At 38.4% G+C, this 17338-nt stretch carries 12 protein-coding genes; 1 reads left to right on the top strand and 11 read right to left on the bottom strand.

Annotation, left to right across the window (positions count from 1 at the left end):
* Positions 1-72: 72 nt before the first annotated feature.
* From V7108_RS08855 to V7108_RS08805, 11 genes are all read right to left on the bottom strand, one after another.
* Positions 73-1659: an AMP-binding protein gene (locus tag V7108_RS08855; RefSeq protein WP_335567951.1), complete on the bottom strand. Its 1587-nt coding sequence runs from the start codon at positions 1657-1659 to the stop codon at positions 73-75.
* Between the two features lie 839 nt (positions 1660-2498).
* Positions 2499-3782, bottom strand: coding sequence for a TRAP transporter large permease (locus V7108_RS08850; RefSeq protein WP_335567950.1), 1284 nt, complete (start codon positions 3780-3782; stop codon positions 2499-2501).
* 27 nt (positions 3783-3809) lie between these two features.
* Positions 3810-4358 (bottom strand): TRAP transporter small permease, encoded by a 549-nt coding sequence (locus V7108_RS08845; protein ID WP_335567949.1) that lies wholly within the window; start codon positions 4356-4358, stop codon positions 3810-3812.
* Between the two features lie 123 nt (positions 4359-4481).
* Positions 4482-5558, bottom strand: a complete 1077-nt coding sequence (locus tag V7108_RS08840; RefSeq protein ID WP_335567948.1) for a TRAP transporter substrate-binding protein — start codon at positions 5556-5558, stop codon at positions 4482-4484.
* 214 nt (positions 5559-5772) lie between these two features.
* On the bottom strand, positions 5773-6849 hold the full coding sequence (dctP, locus tag V7108_RS08835; RefSeq protein WP_335567947.1) for a TRAP transporter substrate-binding protein: 1077 nt from the start codon (positions 6847-6849) through the stop codon (positions 5773-5775).
* 1198 nt (positions 6850-8047) lie between these two features.
* On the bottom strand, positions 8048-9088 hold the full coding sequence (locus tag V7108_RS08830) for a quinone oxidoreductase family protein (protein ID WP_335567946.1): 1041 nt from the start codon (positions 9086-9088) through the stop codon (positions 8048-8050).
* Positions 9089-9441: 353 nt separating this feature from the next.
* Positions 9442-11028, bottom strand: coding sequence for an AMP-binding protein (locus tag V7108_RS08825; protein ID WP_335567945.1), 1587 nt, complete (start codon positions 11026-11028; stop codon positions 9442-9444).
* Positions 11029-11180: 152 nt separating this feature from the next.
* Positions 11181-11492, bottom strand: a complete 312-nt coding sequence (locus V7108_RS08820) for a carboxymuconolactone decarboxylase family protein (RefSeq protein WP_335567944.1) — start codon at positions 11490-11492, stop codon at positions 11181-11183.
* A gap of 19 nt (positions 11493-11511) precedes the next feature.
* The gene (locus V7108_RS08815; protein ID WP_335567943.1) at positions 11512-12555 is read right to left on the bottom strand and encodes a zinc-dependent alcohol dehydrogenase family protein; all 1044 of its coding nucleotides are present in this window, start codon (positions 12553-12555) and stop codon (positions 11512-11514) included.
* 194 nt (positions 12556-12749) lie between these two features.
* The gene (locus V7108_RS08810; protein ID WP_335567942.1) at positions 12750-14249 is read right to left on the bottom strand and encodes an aldehyde dehydrogenase family protein; all 1500 of its coding nucleotides are present in this window, start codon (positions 14247-14249) and stop codon (positions 12750-12752) included.
* Positions 14250-14390: 141 nt separating this feature from the next.
* Complete coding sequence (locus V7108_RS08805; protein ID WP_335567941.1) at positions 14391-16031, bottom strand: flavin-containing monooxygenase; 1641 nt, start codon at positions 16029-16031, stop codon at positions 14391-14393.
* A gap of 366 nt (positions 16032-16397) precedes the next feature.
* Here V7108_RS08805 and V7108_RS08800 point away from each other — a divergent pair, with 366 nt between their 5' ends.
* Positions 16398-17120, top strand: a complete 723-nt coding sequence (locus tag V7108_RS08800; protein WP_335567940.1) for a response regulator transcription factor — start codon at positions 16398-16400, stop codon at positions 17118-17120.
* Positions 17121-17338: the final 218 nt, after the last annotated feature.

The raw sequence follows: 17338 nt of genomic DNA, 5'->3' as shown, positions 1-17338 counted from the left end.
ACCTAAGATAAATGGTTCTAAAAGCGCAACATACTTATCGGAAAAAAGGAGACTAAAGTATTTTCACCTTTTTCAATGCAGTACTTTATACCCTATAAGTTCACGATCCCACGTTTCAGGGGTGACTCCATCCTCACGAAGCTTATACTTCTGTATCCTTTGGGACGGCGTTCTCGGGAATTCCAAAACGAATCGGACATAGCGTGGTACTGCGAAATGAGCCATTCGGGACTGACAGAAATCAAGCAGTTCCTCTGGTTTCAAATCTTCTCCTTCCTTCACGATTACTACCGCAAGTACTTCTTCTTCCGTTAATTCAGAAGGAACACCGACTGCCGCCGAGTCTAAGACCTTAGGATGTTTGTTGATTATGCGCTCGACCTCAAACGATGATATATTCTCACCTCTTCGACGAATGGCGTCCTTTTTTCGGTCGAGAAAGTATAGATAGCCATCTTCATCCATACGACCACGGTCGCCAGTGTGATACCACAAGTTTTTCCACGCTTTGACTGTTGCCTCAGGCATACCATAATAACCTGAAAACATAATCCCGGGCTCCTTCGGTCTTACAACAATTTCACCCTCTACACCAGCCGGACAACGTTCATCATTGTCGTTGTGGATCTCGACCTCATATGTCGGAACAGGCCGGCCGCAGGATCCTTTTTTGAACGTATCAGCATGATTATATGCCACAGAACCTGTCTCCGTTGAACCGTAGCCTTCATGAATCTTGACATCAAAGCGTCTTCGGAATTCATCGTATATTTCAGGCGGGCATGGGGCACCGGTCACTTGTTGAACTGGATTGTCCGCATCTTCAGGCCGTAGCGGCTGTTTCAAGAGAATGGTCAGCATTGAGCCCATATAAGAAAATTGGGTGATTCCCTCTCTCCTGCATATGTCCCAGAATCTCGAAGCCGAAAACTTGTTATGCATTACAACGTCACAGTCCGCTATGAGAGCGGGGAGAATCGTCGTATAGCGGGCATTGACATGGAAAAGTGGAAAAACAGTAAATAACCTATCGTTCGGACCTAATTTTCTAAAATCACATTGTAATTCCGCCGCTCTAAAATTTGCTTGATGACATATGATAGCGCCCTTAGACGGACCCGTCGTTCCTGAAGTAAATAGAATGAGCGATGGATCCGTAGGTTGGATAGATACTTCCACTGGCTGATCACTTGCTGCATCCACAATTCTTGCATAAGAGTGCCAAGAGATTCGGCCTGGTGTCGGCTCATAGTCTTCCCCCACTACAATGACGTGCTTAAGATGCAGTAATTCTTCTGAGATGTCCATTAAGCGATCAACCCATTCCGATGAAATGATAATAGCCTTGCTCTCTGCTGTATTGAGGATGTGTGTAAGGAGGTCACCGCGATATGCCACATTAATTGGAACCTCAACTACGCCAAGTCTTGTCAGACCTAACCAGGACGCTAAAAATTCTGGGCAGGTAGGTAACATAACCGCTGCTGTATCACCTTTGATCAGTCCCAATTTTGCCATCACATTTGCAAGCTTGTTGCCGCTTCTATTTAATTCTCCATAAGTAATATCAGTTTCCTCGAAACAAATAAACCGTGTATTTGGCTTATCATTAGCACGATGTTCAACTATTTTTCCAAACGTTTTTAATCCGTTGTACATTTTAATCTCCTTTCTAAGTAAACGCTCTCCTGTGAGTGTTGTTAAAAAATGCATGTTATCACGCCCACGGTTTCTTACATTTTCAAAACCAACATAGGCTTTCCCCTGTATATTCAACTCTTCGGTAATTCGAACTGGTGATTAGCAGATAAACCAAACTCAGCTATTCTGCACCTATAACAGGCTAACATTAAGCCAGAAAGACTCCTGGCAGATAATCAGGTTGTCAGGTCCACCTTATGTTTGTATTATAATACAGCTAGGATTAGTTTACAATATTTTCTGATTATTTTTAATACTTTTTATCTCGCTGGCAATTGATGATTTTATGTAATATAGAATAAACTGTTTGTTTGCTTACTTTTCAATCTTATAATCAGTAAGGGAACAAAAATTGTTTTGTTCCCTTACTTTGTTCATATTCAATACTTCAAAATATAGGAGACCTTCTGTGTGGTAGTGATTCCAGACAATCTCACTATACCAAAGAATGAGGTGTTATTTGTATAGATAAAGAATTTTGTCAAGGAACATTTTTTTATTCAAATAGTGTTTACAGACACTATCAATCTACTAGAAATTCATGTGTGAAGTTTAGCAGTCTACTATGAAAATAATGTTTTTTTTATTGTCCTCCCCTATTTACTAAACTCGTGAATATACTACTAAAAAGAAAACAGCATCTTGAGGATGCTGTCGATAAAAGGGGCTTTTAGAGTTAGAACATATCTCTAATTTAACTGGTAGCTTTCTTTGGTTTTTCCAATCTGTATCAGTTTTGCAATGATAGATTTCTTGTAAGAGTTTGATCCACTCATCTTTTTGGTACTTCATTTTGCTTAACCATTCATTTTATTTGGTAAGTATAAAACAATCTCAGGGAAAATAATCATTAGTATAATAGTAAGCATTAGGACACCAAGAAAAGGTATGGAACCTCGCCAAATTTTATCATCAGGTACTCCAGTTTGTTTACTCGTAACATAAAGATTTATTCCAACCGGAGGTGTAACAAGACCAATTTCTAATAATAAAACAACAATTACACCAAACCAGATTGGGTCAAATCCCAAATTAACCATTAAAGGGAATACAAGAGGTAATGTTAAAATCATAGAACCGATTACTTCCATCACTGTTCCCAAAATAATATAGAAAAGAATAACTAAAAACAATACTGTCCATTTAGATAAACCGCTTTCAGCAATTGTAGAAATTAAACTTTGTCCGATACCAGTTAAAGTAAAGAAGTAGGAAAAGATATAACCTCCAATGACAATGACAAAAATCATCGCTGTTTGTTGAGCTGCCTCTACAAGAGCCTCAACTGTATCTTTGAAATTCAACCTCTTCATGACTAAACCTATAATAAGAGCACCAATAGCTCCAAAAGCAGCTGCCTCAGTGGAAGTAGCAATTCCTAAGTACATAACGGCCAATACCAAAACAACAAGCAATACCATTGGCCAAATGAATTTAAGTGAAACAAATCTTTCGACCCAAGTTGCTTTTTCTATTTTACTGCCTAATCTCAATGAATTAATCACAATATACACGCATAATAGTAAAGCAAGCAAAATACCAGGAATAACCCCGGCCATTAATAATCGTCCGACTGAAGTATCTGTTTGAACTGCATAAAGAATGAGTGGAACACTGGGTGGAATCATCACGGCTAAAGTTCCTGAAGATGATGCAACTAACCCTGTAGCAAAAGAATCTGTATATCTGGCTCTTAACATTTCGGGGACGCATATCTTTGACATAATGGAAGTTGCTGCAACACTTGAACCGGAAAGGGTTCCGAACCCCGCACTGGCAAAAACAGTAGAAATTCCTACTCCACCAGGTATATGCCCAATCCATTTTAAAATACAATCATATAATTCTTTGGCAATATTACTTTTTGAAATAAAATTTGCCATTAAGATGAACAATGGAATTGTTGTCAGTGTAAAACCATTAACACTCCTGTAAGCGGTCGTAGATAAAATCCCTGATAATGTATCGTATCCGCCAACCCAGTAAATTCCGATCGCTCCTGTAATAATGAGAACAAACCCGATTGGCATTCCTATAAATAACAGTAGCAGCAACAAAATAATAATACTTAGTGTTACCATAACTTCCCTCCTGATGGAAACAACTTATTAAATCTCAAATGTATTTAATTGATCATTTTCTGTACGGGTCTCGGTTGTACTGGATGCAGCCGAACTTGGAAAAAGAATTACGATGCTTTCAATGATTAATCTTAGGGTAATCATGAGTAGACCAAGTGATATAATGAATAAGGCAGGTGCAAGCGGATAATGCAGTACCCCGACAGATTTAATATTTTGAGCCAAATAATCTAAACCTTCCTGAAAATTGATAATACAGATAATGAAGAAAAATATAGCAGAGATGATGTTTGTTATAATCTTAAAAATACTTTTCATGCGTTTGGAGAACTTCTTTTGCAAAGAGTCAACACTTACATGTCCGCCAACTCTATGGGTGTCACTTATGAAAAGGTAGACGAGTATTACCATCAAATACTCACCCGAAATTTCTATTGTTCCTTGAATTGGACTGTTAAAAAGGGTTCTGAACATGACATCAATAACAATCCAAACCATCATGATAAAAAGAGTAGCTGCGGAAATCCTTGATAATATCTTGTCAAAACTCTCAAAAATACCAATTAGTTTGTTCATTTTTGTTGCTCCTCTATATCTATTTGGCAGCTCCATTCTTCCTTATACTTTTCTAAGAATTTGTAAAAATTAGCTCCTGACTAAGGTGACTGGATAATGAAAAGATATTCAATTTATCAATATTTATTTATGTTTTTCTACTTCTTCTTTAAACATTTCAAACGCTTTATTAAAATCCGGGCTATTTTGTTCTTTTAGCCAATATTTATTAAATTCATCTGCAACTCTTTGCCATTTTTCTTTTTCTGCCTTAGAGAATACATAATTTGTAATTCCTTTAGTATTCCATTTATCAATTACTGTCTTATTTTCATGGTCCGCTTTTTTTGCATTTTCTTCCGTCACTTCCTGGCCAACCTGGCTAATAATTTCTTTAACATCTTCAGGAAGACCTTTCCACACATTTTCATTGATAACAAGTCCAACACCATTTGAACCGAAACTTGCACCATGGGTACCATACTTTACTATTTCACTTAAACCGAAGTTATCGATTGCGGTATTATAGGTATACATGGTATTAACCACGCCACGTTCAAAGGACTCATATAATTCAGGAGCAGCAACATTTATAGGGGTGGCTCCGACAAACTCTAATATCTCACTGGCTACTCCACCTGGTGTTCTAACTTTTAATCCTTTTAAATCTTCCGGAACTTTAATTTCCTTCCCCTTTGTATAGAATTCTAGAGTTGGGGTTAAAAAGGTCGTAATAGGCCTAACGCCATTATTCAAGAAATCTTTTTCCAATATAGGACTTTGTTGAATAACAGCATGATATGCCATGGTCCCCTGATAGGCAGTTACAAATAAACCCGGCATTCCAGTCAACGAACTTCCAATTGGCATTTTACTAGGGTAATAAGGTGTTGCATAATAAGCGATATCAGCTACACCATCTTTGGTTAAGTCTAGCAAATCATGTCCTTTCCCTAACTGCTCCCCAGGAAAATATTTAAACTGAACCTGACCATCTGATAACTCCGTCACTCTTTCCATAAATGGTTCTACAAGGTTCTTACTAAAAGAATTAGTTGTAGGAACCGGTGTTGCTAATTTCAAAGTGATTTTTTCTTTAGTTGAATTTTCCTTTTCTTGTTTATCCACAGGATCTGCATTTGAACTCGAAGTGCATCCGGCAGCAATTATTATAATCGAAACTAAAAAACCAATTAAAATAGAAAACCTTTTTATAAACATTGTATTTCCCCCATACTATTTCGTTTGATTCTAATAGGATTTCATATTTTTGTAATTTACTTTAAAATTTAGAAAAGCACTCTATGAATGTCGATTATAGTTTAACAGTTACAAATATTTGGTAGAATAATGTTTAATATTTTCCGAGAGTGATAAAAAATATTTTATTCTTTCTTTATTATTTTGATTGAATATACAATACATATAAACTTTATTATTTATATTTTCCCCCTTCGTCCAGGTACTTTTCAAATACTTTCATTATGTCCTCATTATTTTGTTTTTCCAACCATTGCTTATTAAACTTATCAAATAATTCTTGCCACTGTTTCTTTTCATTCTCAGTTACTTGATGGATTTTAACTCCATTAGATTTCCATTGCTCAATAACTTCTTTATTTTGTTCATCTTGTATTTTGGCATTTGATGCTGTAACTTCATCACCAGCTTGTGTTATAGCTTCTTTAACATTTTCAGGGAGCTTTTTCCATACGTTTTCATTGATTGCCAGCCCTACTCCTCCGGCTCCAAACGGAACGCCCTTTGTTGCGTAGTCAATTAGTTCATCTAAACCATAGCCTTTCATTGATAAATGGTAAGCAAATTGTACATCAACAATTCCCTTCTCAAACGCTTCATACATTTCTGTAGCTGCAATATTTACCGGGGTAGCTCCAGCAAACTCTAAGGCTTCAGTAACAGCTCCTCCAACTGCTCTTACCTTTAAACCACTTAAATCTTCTGGTACTTTAATTTCTAATTTGTCCTTTGTGAAGAAACCATATGCCGGAGTTACAAATGTTGCTACCGGTCTTACACCATTTCTTAAAAAGTCAGTTTGAAGAACCGGATCTTGTTTACTAAGACTATGAAAAGCCATAGACGCTTGATAAGAAGAATCCAACAGGCCTGGCATACCTAACAGAGTACTTGCTATTGGCATCTTATCGGGATAATAAGGGCTCGAAATATATGCAATATCTGTTACACCATCACTCATTAAATCTAATAAGTCTTGACCTTTTCCTAATTGCTCACCCGGGTAGTATTTAAATTGTACTTGTCCATTTGTTAACTCAGTAACCCTTTTCATAAATGGATCGATTAAATACTGACCAAATGGATGTGTAGTTGGGGTAGATGTTGCTAATTTTAGTGTTATTGTTTCACTATTGTCATCATTATTGTTTTCCTGCCTGCTTGTGTTCTCTGAATTAGACCCACATCCAGCAATCAATACAACTAATAAGAAGAATAAACAAAACATCATTAAGAGTTTCTTTTTAAGCACACTAGTCATCCTCCTATATTTAAGTTTTTTATCGCTTTTGTCTTACATTACATCGTATTGTTTTGTGTTTATTAATTTTCAAAATTTAATAGAAATTATTCGTATCTGTTCAAATTAAACAAATGTTAGAGTTATTATAAATAAATCAAATTGTGAGCAGGCTCTCCTTTCTTTTCATCTTTGATAGATTTCTGAAGTAAATACTTTTTAATCTTTAAAAAGCAACACAGATTAATATCAGCATACAATATTAATCTGTTATTAGATTATACGTACCACCTAGTTTGCACTTATAGATTATCTCACTTTGTAATAGTTGTCAAATAATTCATAATATTTTCTCTTTAAACGTTAGCGTCTTTTGCGAAATCACTGAAAACAAAGAGAAAATGGGGGTTATAAGCATATTACAATGCGGTATTGTTTCTGTTAGAGTGACTATACTTAAAAAGGACTTTTTATGTATTAGGATAAAGCGGGAAGCAGTAAATTCCGAAACTTCCTCCTTTTGATTTTAGAAAGACATCAGTTAGCAGAACAATTTTGATCTTTACTTTACAACATAAGGTCGTTTCTAATATTAGTCATTATAAATCGATGCCTATAGTAAAAGTGGAGTACAAAAAATTACAGAATGTTATGGACTTTTTCTAAAACTCAATCGTGAGAGCTTAGAAGTACAATTTTGGCCGCTGTTCCCTCCGCCTTTTTCGTACTGCTTTCCCATACATGAAGATTCGATTTTTTAATGTGACATTTTTAATTTGATAGGGTTAAAATAACATACTCATTTTCATTTGCTTCATTATTATGTTTTTTTCTCTTTATAACAGACACACGAACTCTTACTTGCAGGTTTTTAGTTACAATACATTTAATCTCCTTCTTTGTCAGGACATAAGCATACTGAATATATTCTGAATACTTTCTACATCCGAAAACAAAAGCATATTTTACAACTTTGGTACGGTCGGAACCCTTTATGATTGGGATTTATATTACAGAAAGACATGGAAAAATGTGAAAGAAGGTCAGGACGAGCTGTAAACAATGCGCAAAGAGGATATTCAAGAAATCTCAATTCTTAAATCTATAGCAGAAATAAAGAGAAGGGGCAGTCACATAGATACCCCAGTTCTAAATCATTATAAATATATTAAATTACTATATCTATTTAAAACTATAAAATTCGATTGTTTTAACCTGGGATACTGAGAACAATTTTCCCAAAGTTCCCCCCCTCTTGCATATAGGTTAAAGCTTCAGCTGCCTGATCAAGTTGATAACAACGATCAATGATTGGGCGAATGTGATGGGTCTCAAAAAATTCTAGCATTTTAACAAATTCCCGTGGGCTGCCCATCTTTGTTCCTTTGACATCTAAATTTTTCATGAAAATTTTCGATAACATGAACTGAGAAACTGAACCGTTCGTTTCCCCATACGTTACAACACGACCACCTTCTGCAACAAGATCAAGCAGGATATTAAAACTCTCCCCAGCCACACCATCAACAATTAGATCAGCAGAACCCATCATTTCCCGAAGCTTTCTTGACCAACCCGGCAATCGATAGTTCACTCCACCAGCAGCTCCAAGTTGTTTTGCACGTTCAATCTTTTCTTCATTTCCAGATGTAACATACACGTTTACCCCTAAAGCAACACACATTTGCAGGACAAAAAGGGCTACTCCACTCCCAATACCAGGTATTAGCACTGTCTCCCCTTTTTGCACCTGCCCCTTCGATATCAGTGCACGGTATGCTGTTACCCCAGCTAATGACAGTCCAGCAGCCTCCTCCCAAGTCAAATAATTAGGCTTTGGGTGAAGATTTTCCGCAGGGACAATCATGTATTGAGCAAATGTTCCGTTTACATACATCTTTTTACTTATTTCATTTTGAAATTGTTTAGGTAATCCAAAGAGATAAAAATTAGGATCAGGCTTCTTGTCATCTACTCCCCACCCCACACCCGGGTTAATGATTACATTACTGCCTACTTCCATGTCTTTTACATTTTCTCCTAATTCAACAATCGTTCCAGTACCATCTGAACCTGGAATTGCAGGTAGTTTTACTCCAGGCACACCATAGGTATTAAATAGATCTCTCCGGTTTACTGCAGCATATTTTAATTTTACTAGCACTTCATCTGCTTCTGGAGCCGGTGTATTCACTTCTCCATATATTAGTTTCTCCGGTCCACCTGCTTCTTTCAAAACGATTGCCTTCACAATGAAACCCCTCCTCTATACACTTTTAACACATCTTAAAAAGTAATAGTTTTAGAGACTTGTCCAATGCAATATACAGATAATTAGTATGAGTCATAAATACAGTCATGTTATCAGGTCCACCTAATGTCTGTATACTAACATAGCAGATTATAATTAACAATGTATTCAGAATATTTTTTATAACATATGATTTTCACGAACTATAACTTGGTTAGTCGTACCCCTGTATGATTCGCAATTCATTCCTTAAATGATAAGAACCTATGGAAGTAATAAAAATAATTTAGAAACCCACGCTGTAAACAAGCATGGGTTTCAATTTTATGTTGCCCTAGAGAATTGATATCGTTTTAACGGAGCACTTTATATCCAACTAGTTCACGATCCCACGTATCAGTGGTAATTCCTTCCACCCGTAGCTTATACTTTTCGACTTTTTCATTCGGAGTCCTCGGAAGCTGTGAAACGAACCGAATGTAGCGTGGAAGCGCAAAATGAGCCATTCGGGGCTGGCAGAAGTCAAGCAGCTCTTCAGGATTCAACTCTTCTCCTTCCTTCAGTAATACCACCACCATCACTTCTTCTTCTGTGAGTTCAGACGGAACACCTATTGCCGCAGCTTCAAGAACCTTTGGATGATCGTTAATGACGCGTTCCACTTCGAACGATGAGATATTCTCCCCACGTCTGCGGATGGCATCCTTTTTCCGGTCGACAAAGTAAATATAGCCATCTTCGTCCATCCGTCCTCTGTCGCCGGTGTGGAACCATAAGTTTTTCCACGCTTTGACCGTTTCCTCGGGGCTTCCATAATATCCTGAAAATATGACACCTGGCTCTTTTGGTCGTACAACAATTTCTCCCTCTACCCCTAGTGGACATGGGTGATCATTGTCGTCATGTATTTCAATTTCATAATGTGGGTTTGCTTTCCCACAAGAACCTGGACGGAACGAATCTGCGTGATTAATCGCTGCGGTACCCAACTCCGTAGCACCGTAGCCTTCATGAATTTTGACACCAAAGCGTCTTTTGAATTCCTCGTAAATTTCCGGAGGTGCCGGCGCCCCACATGCTTGTTGAACCGGATTATCCGCATCATCAGGACGCTGAGGCTGTTTTAAGAGAATCGTTAATACGGAACCCATATAGCCAAATTGGGTTACATTCTCCTTCTTGCAGATGTCCCAGAATTTAGAAGCTGAAAAGCGGTTATGTAACACGATGTCAGCCCCGGCAACAAGTGCGGCAAGGATTTGTGTATAGCGGGCATTGATATGGAATAGCGGGAAAAAGGTGAAGATTCGATCGTTAGGTGAAATCTCTCTATAAACGCCTTGATGTTCAGCCAGCTTAAAATTGGCACTATGTGTGAGAATGACCCCTTTGGAAGGTCCTGTCGTCCCAGATGTAAACATAATTAGGGATGTATCACTTGGCTTGATCTCTACATCCACCTCTCGGTCACAAGCATTCGCCATAACATACTCATAGGAGTGAGTAATTAACGGGCTAGGTAATGGTTCATAACCATGGCCAACCACAATAACATGAAGCAAATGGGTTAAACTCCCGCTAATTTCTCTTAATCGATCTAGCCACTGAGATGATATGACAATCGCCTGACATTCCGCTTTGTTCAAGATATAAGAAAAAAGGTCTCCGCGGTACGCTGTATTGATCGGTACCTCAATAATACCAAGCTTCGCCAAACCAACCCAAGCGGCTAAAAATTCAGGGCTGTTAGGCAGCATTACTGCACAAGTATCTCCCTTGCTTAGCCCTAATCCTGTCATCACATTTGCCATCTTGTTGCCATTTTCATTGGACTGGCCAAATGTAAGTTCTTCCCCCTCGAAACGAATAAACCGGGCATCCGGCTTTTCTTTAGCACGATGTTCAATAATTTTCCCAAATGTTTTTAATCCACTATACATTTTGATTCTCCTCCCAAAATTTAAGGAACATGAGCATCCTAACTTCTACATTCGTACATCATAATTCCCGATGTGCTATTTGTTATGGTTCTCCACAGAAACTGAACTTCTTAGAGTTCCCTTCTATTATATAAGGTTATTTATATCAAACATTATAACTTTTCTAACACCTTTAACCCCTCTATAAAAGCAGGCACTCCCGCTGACAAGGAAGCTAAAGAAATCGCTTCATAAATTTCTTTCTTTGTCGCTCCATGATTTAAAGCACCTTGAGCATGTGACTCCAGACTATTTACATTTCTCATGGCCGAAGAGGTGGCGACTAGTATTAATTCTTTATATTTCCTTGGTATTTCAGATTCCCGAGCCAAAATGTGACCAATGTAGTTAAATAATTTTTCGTCCATCTCAGGATCAAATTCTTTGATGGTGTCACGCCAGTCTTTTGTTATTTTTTGTTGCACCCTATTACCCTCCTCTTTTTTAAAAACGATCTACAACCGAAATCCCTATGTTTGAAAAACTGCTCATTGCTTCAAAAACATCCCCTGCTTGATCAAGTGAAATTCTTTCTGTCACTAGCTTACTTGGTTGGATGTTTAACGTATCGATGAGGTGAAGCATCGGAGTGTACCTTGAAATCGGCATGGTAACACTACCGATAATTTGCAGCTCTTTTGTTACAATTTCATCAATTGGAACAGGAATAAAGCCCTTTTCTTCCTTCGTTGTAACCCCGATTTGAAGGTGACGGCCTCTTTTGCCTAAACTCAAAATGGCATTTTGGCAGGTTGCCGTGATGCCCAATGCATCAACCGAAACATTGGCTCCGCCTTTTGTGATTTCTTTTACCGCCTCAATGGCATTTTCCTTCATCCCATTAATGGTATACACCGCTCCGAGACTTCTTGCCAGCTCTAATTTATCATCACCAATATCCACCGCGATGACCTTTGCTCCGATTGCATTTGCAATTTGAATCGCAGATAGACCTATTCCGCCACAACCATGGACAACTACCCACTCGCCTGCTTGAACTTTAACCTGATCAATCATTCCATAATAGGACGTAACAAACCGGCAGCCTAATGAAGCAGCAGAGACAAAATCAATCGACTCTGGAAGCTTAACCAGATTTCCTTCCGCTTTTGGAATTAAAGCATATTCAGCAAAGCCCCCCCACTGACGGACACCTAACGTATATTTGTTATCGCATAAGTTTTGATGGCCATTTAAGCAATATGGACAAGTGTTATCAGCTTGAATTGGAGGGACAACTACTCGATCGCCTCTCTTAAACTGTGTTACATGACTGCCAACTTCCTCCACGATGCCGGTAAACTCATGACCTAGTACATGTGGCAGGGGAGCTCTCATTTCCATATCCCCTTTCCAAAAGTGCCAGTCACTTCTACAAACACCACTTGCCTCTACCTTGATGATGACACCATCAGGAGTGAGCATTGGATCAGCAACATTCTGCACAGTCATTGGCCTTCCTACTTCTTCCATTAATAAAGCCTTCATTATATTTCCTCCTAGTATAAATCGAAATTGATCGATTTAAGCTTCTTTTTCTAATCAAAAAAACCGCTTCTTCTCCCTCTAAAATAAGGTATGATTTTACTGGAAGCTCCCAATCATAGATTCTTACTCTGTAAACCCTCATCATAAAAAGGGGATAATCCCCCTTTAATGACAAGATTAATGAACTGAGAATGTTAATCTAGATTGATCCAAACATTCTTAATTTCTGTGTAGGCATCAATTGCGGCAGAACCGTTTTCCCTGCCGATTCCGCTTTGTTTATAGCCTCCAAATGGGGACGCCGGATCGACTAGACTATAGGTATTCACCCAAACATTCCCGGTCCTCATTGCGTGCGCCACTTTATGGGCTTTGCGAACGTCCGTTGTACAGATGCCGCCGCCTAGTCCATAGATTGATTTATTGGCCATTTCAATTACCTCCTCAACCGAATGGAAAGGAATGGCTGCAACCACTGGGCCAAAAATCTCATCTTGAGCAATTTTCATATCATTTCGAACATTGCCGAGCACGGTGGGTTTTACATAATACCCTTGTATAAGACCATCTTCCGCAGCATCTCCGCCAGTGATAACCTCTGCCCCTTCACTTTGACCAATGTCAATATAATTAAGTACGGACTGTTTCTGTTTTGCAGAGATGACAGGTCCCAAAATTGTATCTGGATCAAAACCATTGCCGAGCTTGTAAGTCTTAGCGTAATCTGCTAGGTCGGCAACAAATTTATCATAGATTTTTCCTTCTACGAAAAGCCTTGATCCGGCAAAACATACTTGCCCAGAGTTCATGAAAATCGCATTGGCTGCATTTTTCAATGCCACTTCGTAATCAGCGTCGGCAAAAATAATGTGTGCCGATTTTCCACCAAGTTCTAATGTTACTTTCTTTATCGTTTCCGCACAGTTTTTCATAATCTGTTTCCCAACATCCGTTGAACCAGTAAAGGCAATTTTATCTACCTCTGGATGCAAAGTTAAGGCATTTCCTAAAGTTGATCCAGGACCTGTTACGATATTAACAACTCCGTCAGGAAAACCAGCTTCTTGAATTAATTCACCTAAGCGTAACGTTCCTAATGGCGTTTCTGAAGCTGGTTTAAGCACGACGGTATTTCCTGTGGAAAGTGGTGCTGCTAGTTTCATCACCGCTGCCATGAATGGGCCGTTCCAAGGGTTAATGGCACCACATACCCCGATCGGTTCACGTCTGGTATAGTTAAACACATCTCCTGGACGTGAAGTAGGGATGGTTTCCCCTGTCAACCTTGTTGCCCAGCCTGCATAATACCGGAAGTGTCCTGCAGCATTCGGTGCCATCGCTGACGAGAATTTTACGGATCGACCATTTTCCAGCGTTTCAAGGTGAGCGATTTCTTCGGCATTTTCATCCAAGAGGTCAGCAAGTTTTAAAAGAAGTTTCGCTCTTTCGTTCGGTTTTAGCTTTGGCCACGGTCCCTCTTCAAATGCTTTTCGAGCAGCATTTACAGCGCGGTCAATATCTTCCTTTCCACCTTTTGCTACCGATGTGATGACCTCCCCTGTAGCCGGATTATACGTTTGTGACGTTTCACCAGAAAGGGCTTCCACCCACTTTCCGTTTATGAGCATTTTTTTAGGTTTTGAAATAAATTCGGCTGCGTTTCTATTTAATGGAATTAATGTATTGGTTGACATAGTATAAATCCTCCTTTAACTGATCACCTTGTGATTTGTGGTTTTACAGCTGAATCCACTTAATGAAGCGTTCATTAGACCTGTTTTTGCTTTTTTCAAGCAAAACAGGCTTAAAAGGGTTACTATAGTTCTACGAAACTCTTAAACTATTGTTTTAGTTGAAGTTTTGATCGAAAATCCTTTGTAACTGTTTTCTGCCACTTCGTCGCAAATCTTTTTATAATTATTAAGTCCGCCAACATAGATTAAGAACCCTCTAGGTTTTCCTTCAATATTCGCACCTGTATACCAGGATTCTGTTTTCACATATAGCGTAGATTCGGCCATTTCGCGGCAATGTGCACTCCATCCTTTTTCTGCCTCAGAATCGGCTTCAATCGCATCAATCTCGTTGTCCTCCATGTATTGAATACAATTAGAAATCCATTCCACATGCTGTTCAATTGCTGTTGGTACGTTCGTGATAACCGAAGGACTTTCGGGACCCGTAATCGTAAAGAAATTTGGGAATCCGGCGTGTGCAATGCCTAAGTAGGTAGAAACGCTTGCCCCATTTTCCCATTTCTCCTTCAGAGTGATTCCATCCTTACCGATGAGATCAAACTTTATTAAGGAGCCTGTCATCGCATCGTAGCCAGTTGCGAAAATAATCATATCAAGCTCATATTCACCTTTTTTCGTACGCACGCCATTTTCGGTAATCTCTTGAATTGGTTCTTCATATTTTACATCAACTAATGAAACATTCTCACGATTGAACGTTTCATAATAATAGCTATCTCTTACTGGGCGTTTTGTCCCAAAGTAATAATTTGGCATTAATTTTCTCGCTGTCTCTTGGTCTTTGACAACCTCGCCGATTTTTTTTCGGACAAACTCAGCCACAATTTCATTCGATTTTTCATTTGTCAAAATGTCATTATATAGTGGGAAAAATGGCAGTCCCTTTTCCCATGCCTCTTCAAATTTCTTATCCTGTGCTTCAGGTGTATCATCCAAAACCGAAAGCGGAGCGCGTTTAAATGGCTGACCTGTTGGCGAGCTTAGCATATCTTTTCTTAATTGTTGGACATTCGCTTTTAACTCATCGATATATTCTTTATCTAACGGACGATTTCCAGCTGGAGTTGTGTACTGAGGCGTCCGCTGAAAGACCGTTAAATGGTCTGCAGTTTTGGCAACCTCCGGAATTAACTGCATTCCACTAGACCCAGTTCCAATGACACCTACTCGCTTCCCAGTAAAATCTACTTTTGAATGCGGCCATCTTCCCGTATGGTACCATTCTCCTTTAAAATCATTTAAACCTTTAATATTAGGAACATTTGATGAAGAAAGGCAGCCAACACCGGAAATAAAGTATTTAGCAGTTACAACCGAGCCATTGCTGGTTTCGATTCGCCAAATATTCTTTTCTTCGTCAAATTCAGCAGTATTGACACGAGTGTTAAATTTAATGTCTTTTCGTAAGTCTAATGTGTCAGCGACATAATTCAAGTAATCTAAAATTTCCGGCTGAGGAGCATATCGTTTCGACCATGTCCAGCCTTTGTATAGTTCTTCGGAAAAGGTAAACCCGTAGTATGCAGCCTCTGAGTCACAATGAGCTCCTGGGTAACGGTTCCAATACCATACACCGCCAACATTATCGGCTGTATCATATACTCGGGCAGTTAACCCCTGCTCTCTTAAACTATGAAGCATATAGAGCCCGGCAAAACCAGCACCGATTATCACTGCATCAAAATCCGTTTTTTTATCCCTTTGTTTTTTGTTATTCATTATTTTTCCTCCTTTTTAAAAATAGATTTCTAGATTTTCCTTAGAAAGCGTGGCCATTTTTCATTACCGCAACTGAAAGCGTTGCCATCTCAACTTTTAATCATTTAAACTATTATCATGTTTCTTATGTTGTTCAGTTCTATAAGTTATAGTATATAATGACTGCTATAAGTTGGAAATTACCGAATTTAGAGTGAAATTACTCCCCTAATAGGGTAATCTTCTTTAAAGGCTATCCTCCTTTTGGTTTCCTCAAACTTTAAGAATTCCTTGCTATCCTTTAAAGTATAACTATTTTATAGTTCTAAATTTATTGACTATTTTAAATATTCATCTATATAATAGTTTTGAAAGGAATGATTCTTTGTGAACTCTCACTATCCCATTCAGGCTAAATTGAAGGATAAATTCATTAAAATTGAAAAGAAAGTACGAGAAATAGAAGAAATTTCAAATCACGAGGAACAATTGCAATCTATTGTAAAAACATATATCGAGATATTCCCAGTCAAAAATGCCCATCTCTATCGTTATTCACCATTAGGTTTCATTGCTGAAGGGCTGATTTGTCTTACAGAAATCGATTCTATCAATATTAGCACGAAGCGAGACGACCTTCGGGTTGCACCTGGGATTCTTTCAGCCCTACAAGAGAGAAGAGCAAAATACTATACAGGTTTAGATTACATAAAACAAATGGGAACGAGGTATATTTATTCCCATGAATCAGGTCTCATTGTTCCAATCACCTTTAACACAGTGGCATTAGGTTATATTGGGACAACCGATTTCAGAGAGTCTCCCGTTTTTGATGAAGAACTGCTTTCCGCGTTAACATATTATGGAAAATTGGTTGGTAGAGTTATTTATTCTTCAATGAAGGAAGATAATCCAGGTCAGTTAAGCAATCGAGAATTAGAGATTATGAGGAGAATTTCATATGGAGAAACAACAGCTGATATGGCTGATTCTATGGGAATAAGTGAATTAACTGTGAAACAATATGTAAAGACAGCTTTACGGAAACTAGGAGTTCAGAATCGAACACATGCGGTTTCAGAATTGTTTCGTCGAGGCATCCTCTCGTAACTTTATTTATATACTAAACTAAAAACCGCGGCATTCCCTTGCCCCGGTTTTTCCAATTTATCCTCTTCTCACTCATTTCTAAAACCGCAATGATATCTATCGTCACCCCCTCTTTTAGTTAACATTATTATCCTTCTTAAAGGTAATTCTTCCCTGTAGACATTACTTATAGGGGTATCTATCCCCCTTAAAAGAGGGAATATTCGAATCTTCCAAAA

The organism is Neobacillus vireti (genome assembly GCF_036962345.1).
Taxonomy (GTDB): domain Bacteria; phylum Bacillota; class Bacilli; order Bacillales; family Cytobacillaceae; genus Neobacillus; species Neobacillus vireti_A.
The sequence above is the reverse complement of the archived record's forward strand: the minus strand, read 5'-3'. Positions and strand labels throughout refer to the sequence as shown.